Genomic DNA, 15,549 nt, shown 5'->3' on the forward strand with positions numbered 1-15,549 from the left:
TACCGCCATCGGATGGGAGCATCGGAGCATGATCAACAGGTTTGCCCGGATCGCCCTGGCCCCGGTCCTCGTGTGTCTCGCCGTGCTGCTCGTCGGCTGCGGCGGCAAGGACAGCGCGAAACCGGCGGGCGCGGGGCCCTCGACGGCCGCCTCGACGCCCGCCTGGGTCAAGGGCATGGCCACGGTCCAGGCGGACCGGCTGCCGCCCGAGGCACGCCAGACCCTCAAGCTCATCGACAAGGGCGGACCCTTCCCGTACAGCAAGGACGGCGTGGTGTTCGGCAACTTCGAGAAGCTCCTGCCGCAGCAGAAGCGCGGCTACTACCACGAGTACACGGTGCAGAACCCGAAGTCCCGGGACCGCGGCGCATGGCGCATCGTCACCGGGCAGGGCAAGGAGTTCTACTGGACCGACGACCACTACAAGAGCTTCAAGGCGGTGCTGCGATGACAGCCGACCCGTTCGGCGGCCTGCTGGCAGGCGCCCGCGCCGAGGGCTGGTCCACGGTGCTGCTCGACCTGGCCGGCGTCACCGGCAAACCCGCCCTGATGGACCGCTTCGCCCGCGCCCTGGACCTCCCCGACTGGTTCGGCCGCAACTGGGACGCGCTGGCCGACTCCCTGGGTGACCTCCCCACGGGCGAGCAGGGCCTGCTCCTGGTCGTCACCGGCTGGCAGGCGTACGCCGACGCATGCCCCGAGGAGTGGGCCGTCGCCCGGGAAATCCTGGACTCGGCGACGGGCCCGGGTCTCTGCGCGGTGCTGGCGCTCGGAGGATCGCACTAGGCCCTGTGTCCCAGCCCTGGACGATCGGCCCGGGCGGCGCAATCGTACGAACATGGGACAATGAACTACGTGCTTTTCCCCTGGCTGAAATGCCTGGGGCCACCTCGAACGACTGGGATGTTCAGCACGTGCGTTTCCTCAACGACATCAAGCCGCCGTACGACCTGACGTACGACGATGTTTTCATGGTGCCGAGCCGCTCCGCGGTGGGCTCCCGCCAGGGCGTCGACCTGGCCTCCCCCGACGGCACGGGCACCACCATCCCGCTCGTCGTCGCCAACATGACCGCGATCGCCGGCCGCCGCATGGCCGAGACCGTGGCCCGCCGTGGCGGCATCGTCGTGATCCCCCAGGACATTCCGATCGAGGTCGTCACCGACGTCATCTCGTGGGTCAAGACGCGCCACCACGTGCTCGACACCCCGATCGTCCTGGCCCCGACCCAGACCGTCGCCGACGCGCTGGCCCTGCTGCCCAAGCGGGCCCACAACGCGGGCGTCGTCGTCGACGCCGACCAGAAGCCGGTCGGCGTCGTCACCGACGCCGACCTGACGGGCGTCGACCGCTTCACCCAGCTGTCCGAGGTCATGTCCAAGGACCTGCTGCTCCTCGACGCGGACATCGACCCGCGCGAGGCCTTCAACAGGCTCGACGGCGCCAACCGCCGCTACGCCCCCGCCGTGGACAAGGACGGCCGCCTCGCCGGCATCCTGACCCGCAAGGGCGCCCTGCGCGCGACCCTCTACACCCCGGCCACCGACGCGAACGGCAAGCTGCGCATCGCCGCCGCCGTCGGCATCAACGGCGACGTGGCCGGCAAGGCCAAGCAGCTCCTGGACGCCGGCGCGGACACCATCGTGGTGGACACCGCGCACGGCCACCAGGAGTCGATGATCGCCGCGATCAAGGCCGTGCGTGGCCTGGACCCGCAGGTTCCGATCGTCGCGGGCAACATCGTCGCCGCCGAGGGCGTGCGCGACCTCATCGAGGCCGGCGCCGACATCATCAAGGTCGGTGTGGGCCCCGGCGCCATGTGCACCACCCGCATGATGACGGGCGTGGGCCGGCCGCAGTTCTCCGCGGTCCTGGAGTGCGCCGCCGAGGCCAAGAAGTTCGGCAAGCACGTGTGGGCCGACGGCGGAGTGCGCCACCCGCGCGACGTCGCCATGGCGCTCGCCGCCGGTGCCTCCAACGTCATGATCGGCTCCTGGTTCGCGGGCACCTACGAGTCCCCGGGCGACCTGCACACCTCCGCCGAGGGCCACCTCTACAAGGAGTCCTTCGGCATGGCCTCCGCCCGCGCGGTCAGGAACCGTACGAGCGACGAGTCCGCCTACGACCGGGCCCGCAAGGCCCTGTTCGAGGAGGGCATCTCCACCTCGCGCATGTTCCTCGACCCGGCCCGCCCGGGCGTCGAGGACCTGATCGACTCGATCATCGCGGGCGTCCGCTCCTCCTGCACGTACGCGGGTGCGTCCTCGCTGGCCGAGTTCGAGGAGAAGGCGGTCGTCGGCATCCAGTCCGCGGCCGGCTACGCGGAGGGCAAGCCGCTGCACGCCAGCTGGAGCTAGTCGCTCGACCCCGGTACGTCCCGGAGCCCCCGCGATCTCTTTCGCGGGGGCTCCGGCATGTGCGGGGCCAGGGCCCTCGCCACCGCCGAGCCGAGAAGCGCATGCCCCTCGTCGTTCGGGTGCAGGCCGTCCGCCAGGTGGTGCGGGGTCAACAGGGGCTTCCCCGGCAGCAGTTGGAGATGGCGGTCGCCTTTCGCGATCAGATGGCGCGTCGCGGTCTCCATGGCCTCCCTCAGCTCCGCCAGCGTCGCACCCAGCGCGTTCGGGGCTTCTTCCGCATCCGGGCGCAGGAGCGGTGAGACCAGGAGCAGCGGGGTTGTCGGGTGGCCCCGGCGCACCAGACGCAGGAACGCCAGGGTCGTCTCGTGCATCAGGGTGGCCGAAAACGGTATGCGCGACCAGCAGTTGGTGCCGAAGGCAAGCGTGATCACGTCGGCCGGGAGCCGCGCCAGCTGCTCGGCGGTGGGGAGTTCGCCGCGCGCCGCGCCCGCGTAGCCGAGGTTCACCGTGTCCAGGCCGAGCGCGCGGCCCGCGACGGCCGGCCAGGCGTGTGCGGGCCGGGTCGACCACCAGCCCTCCGTGATCGAGTCCCCGTGCACGAGCCAGCGCGGGCCACGCGGCGCGGGCGCGATCCGGCCGCCGATCGCACGTACGCCCAGCACCACCGGGGAGTAGCTCTCGGGCGGATGGACCGTGAACTTTCCATCGTGGTGCGGGAGTTGGAGCGCGACCACTCCCTCATCGGCCGGTTCCGCGGCCGTCTCGTGGACCAGGTGGTCGCCCTCCCACAGCGCGAAGGTGTGGGCGAGTCCGGCCAGCGCGTCGTCCGGCTCGGGCACTCGGGCGCGATAGCGGATCTCCACCGCCGAGGCGCCCCGAGCGGTGAACTCGATCCGCATCCCGATGGGCAGCGCGGCCCGCTCGCCGGTGTCCCACGGCAGCCGCATCGCGTCGTCGGGGTCCGCTCGCACCGGCTGCCCCTCCGCGTCCAGCCAGGCCACCCCGCGCAGAAAAGGGCCTGGATCGAGCCAGTTCACGGCCTCCGCGTGCGACACGTCCAGCTCCATGGGGCGCGACCTTGCAACAGGCCTGACGAAGTGTCAAGGCGGCCCCGTGACCAGAACCACTGGACAGGGCCGTGAACAGGGCCCTGGGCAGGACTTGCGCACGGATCGAACGTTGATGTGCAACAAACACCCATCCGTCGCTCTTGCGCGCAATGATCAACCGCGGATGCGCAAGGTTGCTGCATTACGACCGGGAAGCGGAAACCCATAAGGTTCTCGCCGTACGTGGAGTGGCGGGGATCGCCTGCTCGGCGGAACCGGCCACGGGAAGGCTCCATGCTGCCCGAAATATCCCTCTGTGCGGGAAGGCCGGACCGTCGCGGTCACCCGCCGCCGACTGGCAGCGATAAGGAGCCACCTCAGTGTTGGATCACGGCGCAGCGCCACCCTCGACCGATGCCCCCGCCGCCGGGGGCCCGCGCCCCGGTCGCGGTCTGATGCGGCGCAAGCCGGTAGAAACGCTGGTCGCGGAGGGCGGCCAGGGTGAGGGCGGCTCGCTGAAGCGGTCGCTCGGCATGTGGCAGCTGACCATGATCAGCATCGGTGCGACGCTCGGCACCGGCATTTTCGTGGTGCTCGGAGAGGCCGTCCCCAAGGCCGGACCCGCCGTCACGATCTCCTTCGTGCTCGCCGGCCTCACGGCGCTCTTCTCCGCCCTGTCGTACGCCGAACTCGCGGGCTCCATCCCGGTCGCGGGCTCTTCGTATTCGTACGCTTACGCAACGCTCGGCGAACTCATCGCCTGGATCTGCGGCTGGTGCCTGATCCTGGAGTACGGCGTCTCGGTGGCGGCGGTCGCCGTCGGCTGGGGCCAGTACCTCAATGAGTTCCTGGACGGCACGATCGGCGTCACCATCCCCGACGCGCTGTCCGCGCCGCCGGGCGACGGCGGGATATTCAACCTGCCCGCGCTGATCGTCGTGGTCCTCGCGATGGGCCTGCTGCTCGGCGGCGCCCGCGAGTCGGCCCGCATCAACACGATCATGGTCGGCGTGAAGATCGCCGCCCTGTTGCTGTTCTGCGTGATCGGCTTCATGGGCTTCAAGTCGGGCAACTACTCGAACTTCATGCCGATGGGCACGGCCGGTGTGAGCGGGGCTGCCTCGTCGCTGTTCTTCTCGTACATCGGCTTCGACGCGGCCTCCACGGCCGGCGAAGAGGCCAAGAACCCCAAGCGTGACCTGCCCCGCGCGATCATGCTCTCGCTGGTCATCGTGACCGCGCTGTACGTGCTCGTCGCATTCGTCGCCGTCGGCGCCCGCCCCTGGAAGCAGTTCGAGGGCTCGGAAGCGGCGCTCGCCGGGATCATGAAGGACGTCACCGGTCACTCCTTCTGGGCCACGCTGCTCGCGGCCTGCGCCGTGATCGCAATCGCCAGCGTCGTCCTGACCGTGCTCTACGGCCAGACCCGCATCCTCTTCGCGATGTCCCGCGACGGCCTCGTCCCCAAGGTGTTCGCCAAGGTCAGCCCGCGCAGCGGAACCCCGGTGGCCAACACCATTGCCGTGTCGCTGTTCTGCGGCGTACTCGCCGCGGCCGTGCCGCTCGGCAACCTCGCCGACGCCACCAGCATCGGCACGCTCTTCGCGTTCGCGCTGGTCAACGTGGCCGTCGTCATCCTGCGCAAGACCCGCCCCGACATGCCGCGCACCTTCCGGGTGCCGCTCGGCTGGGTCATCCCGATCCTCGGCTTCCTCACCTGCGGCTACCTGATGTGGAACCTGTCCGCAGACACCTGGGTGTACTTCGGAGGCTGGATGGCCGCCGGTCTCGTGATCTACTTCGGATACGGCTACCGCCGTTCCAGGCTGGCCACCGCCTCACAGAAGTGATCCACCCGCAGTGCGACTGAATGACCTCGATGAACGCATCGTCCACGCGCTCGCCGAAGACGCCCGGCGCTCCTACGCCGACATCGGCTCCCTGATCGGCCTGTCCGCGCCCGCCGTCAAGCGGCGCGTGGACCGGTTGCGGGCCGAGGGCGCCATCACCGGGTTCACCGTCCGCGTGGACCCGGCGGCCCTCGGATGGGAGACCGAGGGGTTCATCGAGATCTACTGCCGTCGCAACACCTCGCCCGACGCGATCAAGCGCGGGCTCGAGCGGTACCCCGAGGTCGCGTCCGCCTCCACCGTCACCGGTGAGGCGGACGCGATCGTGCAGGTCTTCGCCTCCGACATGCGGCACTTCGAGCGGGTCCTGGAGCGGATCGCGGGCGAGCCGTATGTGGAGCGGACCAAGTCGGTGCTGGTACTTTCGCCGCTGCTGCGGCGGTATACGTCCGGGTCGCCGGCCTAGTTCTTCGGGCGGGACCCGGCGCAGCGCACCGGAAGGCCTAGCCCTTGGGCTGCTCGTACACCGGCTGCCACGGCAGCACCTTGAAGTCGCCCGTGCCTTCCTTCACCTTTTCGAAGGGGGCCGAGCCCATGCACTTCGGCAGCTCCTGCGTCTCCGCGTCCTTGCCTATCCAGCTGTAGCCGAGCCGGTCGTGCTTGCCCAGGTCGTTCACGGTGATGCCGACCCGCTTGCCCTTGAACGGGGTGTCCGAGTCGGTCACGACACCGGTGACCACCGCGACCTTCCCGCCCGTCACCAGGCAGTCCACCTTCGCCTTCGCCCAGCCGGACGTCCCGTTCGGAAAGACGTGCTTGAAGGTGAACGTGCCGTACGCCGCCTCCGGGTCCATGTTGTCCTTGGCCGCGAGGTGGGCGTCGAAGCTGAACGTGATGTCGTCCCCGGCCGGCCGGTACAGCTTCGCGGTGCCGGTCAGCGCCGCGGCCTCTCTGGGCGTGTGGCCGTCGGCTCCGTTCCCGGCGGCCGACGCCCCTCCGGTGGCCACGGCGGCGATGAGGAGAGCCGCGCCCAGGGCGAGGACACGGGTGCGGGTGGGGGCGAACGCGATGCGGGACATGGCAGGACCTTCCGAACGGTCGTGAGATGCGGACTGCCCGGTCGTTCCGGGCAATGACCAGCCTTCCGCGCCCGGCGGCCCGGCACATCGCACCGTCGGGTGGACCGTTTCCCCCGCGCGGGGGAGGCGGGCCCGGGACCTGAGGCGTAAGGGCGGCGTCAACGCGGCGCAACGAATCGCCGGAGATCGACGATCACGCGCAATGAATCATGCGGCTGCGCGCAACGGTGGCGCCTTGTCCGGGCCGAACGGCGGAACGTACCGTCTATTGACCCCACCCCGCACTTCCGCCCTGCCGAGGACTGCCCATGCCGCCGTTGCGCACCGCCCTGCTCCAGAGCTCCGGCCGTCTCTCGGACGTCGCCGCGAATCTGAAGACGCTGGACGAGGCGGCCGGGCGGGCGGCGGAGACCGGCGCCGGGCTGCTCGTCTGCCCCGAACTCTTCCTCACCGGGTACGCCATCGGCGACGACGTCGCCAGGCTCGCCGAGGCCGCCGACGGTCCCTCCGCGCAGTCCGTCGCCGACATCGCCGTACGCCACGGCCTGGCCGTCGTCTACGGCTACCCCGAGCGCGACGGCGACACCGTCTACAACGCGGCCCAGCTCATCGGCCCCGACGGCAGCCGCCTCGCGAACTACCGCAAGACCCACCTCTTCGGCTGCTTCGAGCAGGAGGCGTTCACGCCGGGCGACGAGCCGGTCGTCCAGGCCGAGCTGAACGGCCTCCGCATCGGCATGATGATCTGCTACGACGTGGAGTTCCCCGAGAACGTACGGGCGCACGCGCTGGCCGGCACCGACCTGCTCCTGGTGCCCACCGCGCAGATGCACCCCTTCCAGTTCGTCGCCGAGTCCGTCGTCCCGGTCCGCGCCTTCGAGAACCAGATGTACGTCGCGTACGTCAACCGGACCGGTCCGGAGGGCGAGTTCGAGTTCGTCGGGCTGAGCTGTCTGGCCGGGCCCGACGGCGTCGCGCGGGCCCGCGCCGGGCGGGGCACCGAACTGGTCGTCGGCGACGTCGACCCCGAGTTCCTGGCCGCCTCGCGCGCGAACAACCCGTATCTGCGCGACCGCCGCCCCGGCCTCTACGCCTCCCTCGTCTGAGCCCCCCCGCCCCTGAGCCCAGGGTTCCCGAGCCCCGGGCCGTGAGGCCCTGCCCCCTCAACTTCCGTACTGTGCAAGGAGTCCGTACCCCATGACGTCCACGGTGCCCACCGCCGTCCAGCACATCGACGAGCAGCCGCCCGTCACGATGTTCGGGCCGGACTTCCCCTACGCGTACGACGACTTCCTCGCGCACCCGGCCGGGCTCGGCCAGATACCCGCGACCGAGCACGGCGCGGAGGTCGCGGTCATCGGCGGCGGCCTCTCCGGCATCGTCGCCGCGTACGAGCTGATGAAGATGGGCCTCAAGCCCGTCGTGTACGAGGCCGACCAGATCGGCGGCCGGCTGCGCACCGTAGGCTTCCCGGGCTGCGACCCGGAGCTCACCGCCGAGATGGGCGCCATGCGGTTCCCCCCGTGCTCCACCGCGCTCCAGCACTACATCGACCTGGTGGGCCTGGAGACCAAGCCGTTCCCCAACCCGCTCGCGCCGGACACCCCCTCGACGGTCGTCGACCTCAAGGGCGAGTCCCACTACGCGACGTCCGTCGACGAGCTGCCGCCCGTGTACCGCGAGGTCATGGACGCGTGGAACGCCTGTCTCGAAGAGGGCGCCGACTTCTCCGACATGAACCAGGCGATCCGCGAGCGCGACATCCCGCGCATCCGCGAGATCTGGGCGAAGCTCGTCGACAAGCTCGACAACCAGACCTTCTACGGCTTCCTCTGCGAGTCGGAGGCCTTCAAGTCCTTCCGGCACCGCGAGATCTTCGGCCAGGTCGGCTTCGGCACCGGCGGCTGGGACACCGACTTCCCGAACTCCATCCTGGAGATCCTGCGAGTCGTCTACACCGAGGCCGACGACCACCACCGCGGCATCGTCGGCGGCTCCCAGCAGCTGCCGCTGCGGCTGTGGGAGCGCGAGCCGGAGAAGCTCGTGCACTGGGCGCCGGGCACCTCCCTCTCCTCGCTGCACGACGGCGCGCCCAAGCCCGCCGTGACCCGCCTGCACCGCACCGCCGGCAACCGCATCACCGTGACGGACGCGGACGGCGACATCCGCACCTACCGTGCGGCGATCTTCACCGCCCAGTCGTGGCTGCTGCTCTCCAAGATCGCCTGCGACGACTCGCTCTTCCCGATCGACCACTGGACGGCGATGGAGCGCACCCACTACATGGAGTCCTCCAAGCTGTTCGTGCCGGTCGACCGGCCGTTCTGGCTCGACAAGGACGAGGACACCGGACGCGACGTCATGTCGATGACGCTCACCGACCGCATGACGCGCGGGACCTACCTGCTCGACAACGGCCCGGACAAGCCCGCCGTCATCTGCCTCTCCTACACCTGGTGCGACGACAGCCTGAAGTGGCTCCCGCTGTCCGCGAGCGAGCGCATGGAGGTCATGCTCAAGTCGCTCGGCGAGATCTACCCGAAGGTCGACATCCGGGGCCACATCATCGGCAACCCGGTGACGGTCTCCTGGGAGAACGAGCCGTACTTCATGGGCGCGTTCAAGGCGAACCTGCCCGGGCACTACCGCTACCAGCGCCGGCTGTTCACCCACTTCATGCAGGACGCGCTGCCCGAGGACAAGCGGGGGATCTTCCTCGCCGGGGACGACATCTCCTGGACGGCGGGGTGGGCTGAGGGTGCGGTGCAGACCGCGCTGAACGCGGTGTGGGGCGTCATGCACCACTTCGGTGGTACGACCGATGCGGCCAATCCGGGGCCGGGTGACCTGTACGACTCGATCGCCCCGGTCGAGCTTCCGGAGGACTGAGCGCGCTCGGTCTTGAGGCCCGGGGGCTCCGCCTCCGGGCCGGGGGCCTGCCCGCCCGTGACGGGGGCGGAGAAGGCTGAGCCCTGGGGCCCCGCCCCGGACCCCGGCGGGGGCTCCGCCCCCTGCGCCCCCGTTCGGGCCTTGAGGGCGCTCGTCCTCAATCTCCCCCAAGGCCTCAAGGGCCGGGGGACCCCCCTGACGGGCTGGGAGTTGTCGCGAGACCGTCAGGAGATGCGGCAAGCTCCAACGCCGAACGCGCTCAGGGGGTTGGGCCGCAGCCCCCTCAGTGATTACAACCCCGCCGCCCGCGCCACCCCGTACACCTCCGCTGCCACGTCCTTCAGTTCCTCCGCGTCCCGGGCGGAGCCCTGGAGGTCCAGGAGGAACTCGCCCACGCCGTCCACCGCGTGGGCCGCGACGTCCTCGACGATCTGGGCCGCGCTGCCGGTGAACGGCGGTCGCTCCGCGCCCTCGAACGGCTTTGACGAATAGCGGGTGTTGACCCGCACGCATACCTCGATCGGGCGTTCGCGGCCGCGCTCCTCGGCCAGGTTCTTCAGCCTCGTCCACTCCTCGGTGAGCTGGGCGGCGCCCTGGGCCGCGGGCAGCCAGCCGTCCGCGCGGTCCACCAGGCGGCGGGCCGCCCGCGGGCTCATCGCCGGCAGATAGACCGGGATCGGGCGGGCCGGCTTGGGGCCGACGACCGAGGGGGCGATCGTCGTCAGCTCGCCCTGATACGCGACCGGATCGGGGCCCCACACCGCCGCGCACACGTCGAGCAGCTCGTCGAGGACCTTGCCGCGCTTCTCGAAGGGCGCCACGCCCGCCGCCGCGTACTCGTCGTGGGACCAGCCCGTGCCGAGCCCGGCGACCACCCGGCCGCCGCTCGCCGCGTCCAACGAGGCGAGCGAGCGCGCCAGCTGGAACGGTATGTGCAGCGGGGCGACCAGGACGCTGGTGCCGAGCCGGGCCCGCTCGGTCGCGGCCGCCGCCAGGGTGAGGGTGACCAGCGGGTCGGCGACCGAGCGGTAGATGTCGGGCCAGGGCAGGCCCTCGACGCCGTACAGCCCCTGCCTCGCCGGCTCGGGGAACAGCACCCGCTCGAAGACCCACAGGCTCTCGAAGCCGATCTCCTCGGCGGCCCGCGCCACCGCGGGCACGTCGCGGCCGATGTCGTACTGCCTCATCTGCGGAAGGCCGAGTCCGAGCCGGATTGCCATCGAGCACTCCTCCGTCGGGAACCGAAAAGGTCGGGAACCGAAAGTCAGTCGGGAACCGGAAGCGGTGTCAGCAGACACCGGGTCACCAGACCCACGCCCGCGTCCAACCGATCAGTGAACTCCTGGGCCAGGGCCGGAAGTTCCCGCAACTGCCACAGGACTTTCGCCGCTGACCACGAGGCGTCCCGCGCGCGCTCCAGACTCCACGAGGCAAGGAGGTGGGTCATCGGATCGGCCACCTCGAACAGGTCGGGGCCCGGCATGAGCTCCTCGCGGATCCGTTCCTCAAGGAGCGTCAGTGTGTCGCCGACACGGTCGAAGTCCCGCTCCAGGAGGGCTGGTTCGCAGTCGAGCGAGCGGCAGCTGTCCACCACGGCGAGCGTCAGGTCGTGCCCGATGTGCGCGTTGATCCCGGCCAGCGCGAACTGCAGCGGCCGCACGCCCGGATGGCGCCGGTACTGGAACAGCGGACGCCAGCAGTCCGGTGGGCGCCGGCCCGCCGACGTCGCCTCCACGGCCGCGAGATAGCGCCCGGCGAAGAGCACGTCGAGCGTGGCGGCGGCCGCCGGATCGGCGAAGCTGTCGTGCGCGATGAGCCGGGAGATCTCTTCGGTCACCGTCAGGTAGACGCGGTTGAATACCGCGATGCCGTCCCGGGCCGGCAGATCGGCCCGCAGCGCGCGCATCCGCCGCATCACGGGATCGAGCGGCGCGGCGAACCGGTGGCTGTGCGCGAGGTGTCCGGTCTGCGCCAACCCCGTCGGCGTCCCTACGGTCTGCGTCATGGGGGCAGCGTCCCAGCCCGCCGCCGCGCCGAGCACCGCCGTAAGGGGGCTTGACCGGAACGGATGAACCGGGACGCTTCCGGGGCGGTCGGCTACGCGTCCTTCTCGTACGACGACGTGCCCGAATCCAGCAGCGGCTCCTGCTTCTTGAGGTGGGCCGGGGCCAGCGCGCGCAGCACGTGATAGCCGGTGATGACCACGATCGTGCCGAGCGCGATGCCGCTGAGCTGGAAGTTCTCGGTGAACTTCAGGGTGACGTCGCCGATGCCGATGATGATGCCCGCGGCGGCCGGCACCAGGTTCAGCGGGTTGCGCAGATCGACCTTCGCGTTGATCCAGATCTGCGCGCCGAGCAGGCCGATCATGCCGTACAGGATGACGGTGATGCCGCCGAGCACGCCGCCCGGGATCGCCGCGACGACCGCGCCGAACTTGGGGCACACGCCGAAGAGCAGCGCGAATCCGGCGGCGGCCCAGTAGGCGGCGGTCGAGTAGACGCGGGTGGCGGCCATGACGCCGATGTTCTCGGAGTACGTGGTGTTCGGCGGGCCGCCCACCGCGGTCGACAGCATGGAGGCGGCGCCGTCGGCGGCGATCGCGGTGCCCAGCTTGTCGTCGAGGTCGGCGCCGGTCATCTCGCCGACGGCCTTGACGTGGCCCGCGTTCTCGGCGACAAGAGCGATGACGACGGGGAGGGCGACGAGGATCGCCGACCATTCGAAGCTCGGCGCGTGGAAGCCCGGCAGCCCGATCCAGTCGGCCCTGCCGACGCCCGAGAGGTCCAGGCGCCAGTGGTCCACGGCCTCCGCGCCGCCGTGCACCGAGTGGATCTTCCCGAAGACGCGGTCGAGCAGCCAGGAGACGCCGTACCCGAAGATCAGCCCGAGGAAGATCGCGATCCGGGACCAGAAGCCGCGCAGGCAGACCACGGCCAGACCGGTGAACAGCATCACCATCAGCGCCGTCCACTGGTCCTGGGGCCAGTACGTGGAGGCGGTGACCGGCGCCAGGTTGAAGCCGATCAGCATGACGACGGCGCCCGTGACGATGGGCGGCATCGCGGCGTGGATGATCCGCGCGCCGAACCGCGCCACCGCGAGGCCCACGAAGAACAGCACCACGCCCACGACGAACACCGCGCCGGTCACGGTGGCGCTGGTGCCTCCGGTGGCCCGGATCGCGGCGGCGACGCCGACGAAGGAGAGCGAGCAGCCGAGATAGCTGGGCACCCGGCCCTTGGTCGCGAGCAGGAAGATGACCGTCGCGATGCCGGACATCATGATCGCGAGGTTGGGGTCGAGGCCCATCAGTACGGGGGCGACGAACGAGGCGCCGAACATCGCGACCACGTGCTGGGCGCCGAGGCCGATCGTGCGCGGCCAGGAGAGCCGTTCGTCGGGGCGTACGACGGCTCCTGGAGCGGGGGTCCGCCCGTCGCCGTGCAGGGTCCAGCGCACGCCGAGGCGCATGGGTCGCTCCAGTTCGTCCGTAGGGGTCGGTGACTCGAAAAGTCTCGAAAAGATCAGGCCAAATATTAATGCCGGATCAAGGGAGCCCATCACCGGAGCGACAGGGCCGAAGGTCCCATCCGTGAATCCGCGCCCGCGGCATTGTCAGCCGGAGCCGCGGCCTCTACGCTCGCATGGTCTTGTTCGTGAATTGTGTTCATATACATGACCCACCTTGTGTGCCACGACTCGATGGGAGTCCTCGATGAGCGGAAGACCCCGCGGTGGGCTCGTCGCCGTGCTGTCCCTCGCGGTGGCGTTGGCCTCCGCGCTCATACCCGCCACCTCGTACGCCGCCCCGGCCGCCGCCAAGGCTCCCCGCACCGTCGTCCTGGACGGGAAGCGGCTCCAGGACGCCAAGCGGCGGCTCGATCAGGGGGACGCTCAACTGCGCGACACCGTAAGGAAGTTGACAGCCGTCGCCGACGGCTGGCTCACCCAAGGGCCCTGGTCCGTGGTCGACAAGCCGAAGCCGGCCCCGGGCGGCGACCCGCACGACTACCTCAGCCAGGCTCCCTACTGGTGGCCCTCCCAGCCGAAGACCGCCGACAACCCGTGGGGCTGCCCGTACGTCCAGAAGGACGGTCAGCGCAATCCCGAGGTCGACTCCGGCACCGACCGGCCCGACCTCGGCAAGGTCTTCAACTCGGTCACCAGCCTCAGCCTGGCCTGGTACTACACCGGCAGGAAGCAGTACGCCGAGCACGCCTCCGCCATCCTGCGCACCTGGTTCCTCGACCCGGCGACACGGATGAACCCGAACCTGAACCACGGGCAGTTCATCCCCTGCAGGTACGACGGCCGGGCGATCGGCATCATCGACTTCTCGCAGCAGTACTCCAGCGTTCTCGACGCCGTCGCCATCCTCGACACCGGGGCGCCCGGCTGGAAGGCGGGCGACCACGCCTCAATGCTCGACTGGAACAAGAAGTTCCTGGACTGGGAGGTGAATTCGGCGTTCGGCAAGGAGGAGTCGGAGGCCCAGAACAACCACGGCACCTTCCAGGACCTCCAGATCGCCTCCCTCGCCCTTGCCACCGGAAACAAGGACCTGGCCCGCCGGACCGTTCTCGGCGCCGAGAAGCGGCGCATCGACCCGCAGATCGCGGCCGACGGCAGCCAGCCGCAGGAGCTGGCCAGGACCCGGAGCTGGCACTACTCGACCTTCGACCTCGTCGCCCACACCCGGCTCGCAGCCATTGGCCGACAGGTCGGCGTCGACCTGTGGGCGTATCAAGGGCCGCACGGGCAGAGCCTGTTCGGAGCCGTGCGCTATCTGCTGCCCGCCGCCACCGGGGCCGCCGCCTGGACGCATCCGGAGCTGGAGTTCTACCGGTACGCGGCGAGCGACGTCGTCCATGCCGCCGCCGACGCCGGGGACACGGACGCGAAGGCGGCCGTGCCGAGGCTCCAGGCGCCGCCCGGCGGCGACCTGTGGGCCCTGCGCCCGGCCGCCGAACAGCTCGACTCCATCGCCGGCTGACCTCACGCGCGGCGCCGGTTCAGGCCTGACGGACCGGCGCCGCGTCGGCCGCCTCGCGAGGCCGGGCGCCCGCCCGCAGGACCCGCGCCCCCGCCACCAGGCCGAGCGCCAGCACGGTCACCAGGCCGAACGACACCACCAGGGAGGTCAGATCGGCGATCCCGCCGATCGCGGACGGGGCGACCAGGCCCGAGGTGTACGTGATGGTCGCGACGCCCGCGATGGCCCGGCTGGGGCTGGGCCCACTGCGGGCCGCCGCCGCGAACGCGAGCGGCACCACGACCGCCACGCCGAGCCCCATCAGGCCGAACCCGGCCATGGCCGCCGCAGGGCCCGGCGCGGCCACCACGAGCAGGCCGCCCAGAGTGGCGAGGATGCCTCCGCCGCGCACCGTACGCACGGCGCCGAAGCGGTCCACGCCCCTGTCGCCCACGAGCCGGGCCGCGGCCATGGCCAGCGTGAACGCGGTGGTGCAGGCCGCGGCCGTACCCGCCGAGGTGTCCAGCACGTCCCGCAGATAGACCGCCGACCAGTCGAGGCTGGCGCCCTCGGCGACCACCGCGCAGAACCCCACCGCGCCGATGGCCAGCGCCGATCTGGGCGGCAGCGCGAACCGGGGCGGCGGCGCCTCCTCGGGGGCGCTGCGCAGATCCAGTACGCCCTGGCAGGCGGCCAGGCCGAGCAGGGTCAGCACGGCGGCGGCAACCGTGTGGTGCAGCCGCGCGTCGGCCCCCAGGTGCGCGGCGAGCGTCCCGGCAGCCGAGCCGATCAGCGCGCCCACGCTCCACATGCCGTGCAGCGAGGACATGATCGAACGCCCGAGCCGGTTCTCGGTCTCCACGCCCAGCGCGTTCATCGCCACGTCCGCCATGCCCGCGCTCGCTCCGTACGCGAAGAGAACCGCGCACAGCGTGGAGACGTTGGGTGCGAGCGCGGGCAGCGCCAGGGCGAGCGTCCACAGCGCCAGCAGCCCGCGCAGCGCGTTGCGGGCCCCGAACCGGTGGGTGATCGCGCCGGACAGCGGCATCAGCAGGGACGAGCCGATCGCCGGGAAGGCCAGGGCGAGGCCGAGCTGTCCCGCGGAGACCCCGGCGTGCTCCTGGATCCAGGGGACCCGGGTGGCGAAGTTGCCCGTCACCGCGCCGTGCACACAGAACACCGTGGCGATCGCGATCCGCGCCCGCCTCAACTGCCGTTGATCCAGAGCCAGTTCGGCTGCCATCGACCGGATTCCCTCCCTCGGGGCGGCCTCCCCGCCGCCGCGGCGTAAACTATCAGGAACCCTGCCTGATAAATAGAACCGGCCGCAACCCGCTTTCGGCGATCTGG

General features: G+C 70.7%; 14 protein-coding genes. 8 read left to right on the top strand and 6 right to left on the bottom strand.

Annotation, left to right across the window (positions count from 1 at the left end):
- Positions 1 to 28: 28 nt before the first annotated feature.
- From ABD346_RS18750 to ABD346_RS18760, 3 genes are all read left to right on the top strand, one after another.
- Positions 29 to 451: a guanyl-specific ribonuclease gene (locus tag ABD346_RS18750; RefSeq protein ID WP_344376138.1), complete on the top strand. Its 423-nt coding sequence runs from the start codon at positions 29 to 31 to the stop codon at positions 449 to 451.
- The gene (locus tag ABD346_RS18755) at positions 448 to 786 is read left to right on the top strand and encodes a barstar family protein (RefSeq protein ID WP_344376140.1); all 339 of its coding nucleotides are present in this window, start codon (positions 448 to 450) and stop codon (positions 784 to 786) included. The genes ABD346_RS18750 and ABD346_RS18755 overlap by 4 nt, the downstream gene beginning before the upstream one ends.
- 89 nt (positions 787 to 875) lie before the next feature.
- Positions 876 to 2,357, top strand: a complete 1,482-nt coding sequence (locus ABD346_RS18760; protein WP_344376142.1) for a GuaB1 family IMP dehydrogenase-related protein — start codon at positions 876 to 878, stop codon at positions 2,355 to 2,357.
- Here the strand turns inward: ABD346_RS18760 and ABD346_RS18765 are convergent.
- Positions 2,354 to 3,424 carry a GDSL-type esterase/lipase family protein gene (locus ABD346_RS18765; RefSeq protein WP_344376143.1) on the bottom strand — a complete coding sequence of 357 codons (1,071 nt, stop codon included), beginning with the start codon at positions 3,422 to 3,424 and terminating at the stop codon, positions 2,354 to 2,356. The two genes, ABD346_RS18760 and ABD346_RS18765, sit on opposite strands and share 4 nt — an antisense overlap.
- 362 nt (positions 3,425 to 3,786) lie before the next feature.
- Between ABD346_RS18765 and ABD346_RS18770 the strand changes: the two genes are divergently transcribed.
- Together ABD346_RS18770 and ABD346_RS18775 are read left to right on the top strand one after the other, a co-directional pair.
- Positions 3,787 to 5,256, top strand: a complete 1,470-nt coding sequence (locus ABD346_RS18770; protein ID WP_344376145.1) for an amino acid permease — start codon at positions 3,787 to 3,789, stop codon at positions 5,254 to 5,256.
- Positions 5,257 to 5,266: 10 nt separating this feature from the next.
- Positions 5,267 to 5,722, top strand: a complete 456-nt coding sequence (locus tag ABD346_RS18775) for an Lrp/AsnC family transcriptional regulator (RefSeq protein WP_053724485.1) — start codon at positions 5,267 to 5,269, stop codon at positions 5,720 to 5,722.
- 37 nt (positions 5,723 to 5,759) lie between these two features.
- On the opposite strand, the gene ABD346_RS18780 is transcribed toward ABD346_RS18775, so the two are convergent.
- Complete coding sequence (locus ABD346_RS18780) at positions 5,760 to 6,335, bottom strand: Repetin (protein ID WP_344376147.1); 576 nt, start codon at positions 6,333 to 6,335, stop codon at positions 5,760 to 5,762.
- Between the two features lie 308 nt (positions 6,336 to 6,643).
- Here ABD346_RS18780 and ABD346_RS18785 point away from each other — a divergent pair, with 308 nt between their 5' ends.
- The gene (locus ABD346_RS18785; protein ID WP_344376149.1) at positions 6,644 to 7,441 is read left to right on the top strand and encodes a carbon-nitrogen hydrolase family protein; all 798 of its coding nucleotides are present in this window, start codon (positions 6,644 to 6,646) and stop codon (positions 7,439 to 7,441) included.
- Positions 7,442 to 7,532: 91 nt separating this feature from the next.
- Entirely contained in the window at positions 7,533 to 9,224 is a 1,692-nt protein-coding gene (locus ABD346_RS18790; RefSeq protein WP_344376150.1) for a flavin monoamine oxidase family protein, read from the top strand.
- A 290-nt stretch (positions 9,225 to 9,514) separates the two neighbouring features.
- On the opposite strand, the gene ABD346_RS18795 is transcribed toward ABD346_RS18790, so the two are convergent.
- The 3 genes from ABD346_RS18795 to ABD346_RS18805 all read right to left on the bottom strand — a co-directional run bounded on the left by ABD346_RS18795 (position 9,515) and on the right by ABD346_RS18805 (position 12,698).
- Complete coding sequence (locus ABD346_RS18795; protein WP_344376152.1) at positions 9,515 to 10,444, bottom strand: LLM class F420-dependent oxidoreductase; 930 nt, start codon at positions 10,442 to 10,444, stop codon at positions 9,515 to 9,517.
- Between the two features lie 44 nt (positions 10,445 to 10,488).
- Complete coding sequence (locus tag ABD346_RS18800) at positions 10,489 to 11,139, bottom strand: DUF5995 family protein (RefSeq protein ID WP_344376278.1); 651 nt, start codon at positions 11,137 to 11,139, stop codon at positions 10,489 to 10,491.
- A 182-nt stretch (positions 11,140 to 11,321) separates the two neighbouring features.
- Entirely contained in the window at positions 11,322 to 12,698 is a 1,377-nt protein-coding gene (locus ABD346_RS18805; protein ID WP_344376153.1) for a uracil-xanthine permease family protein, read from the bottom strand.
- A 244-nt stretch (positions 12,699 to 12,942) separates the two neighbouring features.
- On the opposite strand from ABD346_RS18805, the gene ABD346_RS18810 reads away from it, so the two are divergent.
- Positions 12,943 to 14,220 (top strand): alginate lyase family protein, encoded by a 1,278-nt coding sequence (locus tag ABD346_RS18810; RefSeq protein WP_344376155.1) that lies wholly within the window; start codon positions 12,943 to 12,945, stop codon positions 14,218 to 14,220.
- Positions 14,221 to 14,239: 19 nt separating this feature from the next.
- Here ABD346_RS18810 and ABD346_RS18815 read toward each other — a convergent pair whose 3' ends face one another.
- The gene (locus tag ABD346_RS18815) at positions 14,240 to 15,442 is read right to left on the bottom strand and encodes an MFS transporter (protein ID WP_344376156.1); all 1,203 of its coding nucleotides are present in this window, start codon (positions 15,440 to 15,442) and stop codon (positions 14,240 to 14,242) included.
- Positions 15,443 to 15,549 lie beyond the last annotated feature (107 nt).

This window comes from Streptomyces mauvecolor (genome assembly GCF_039532965.1).
GTDB classification, from domain to species: domain Bacteria; phylum Actinomycetota; class Actinomycetes; order Streptomycetales; family Streptomycetaceae; genus Streptomyces; species Streptomyces violascens.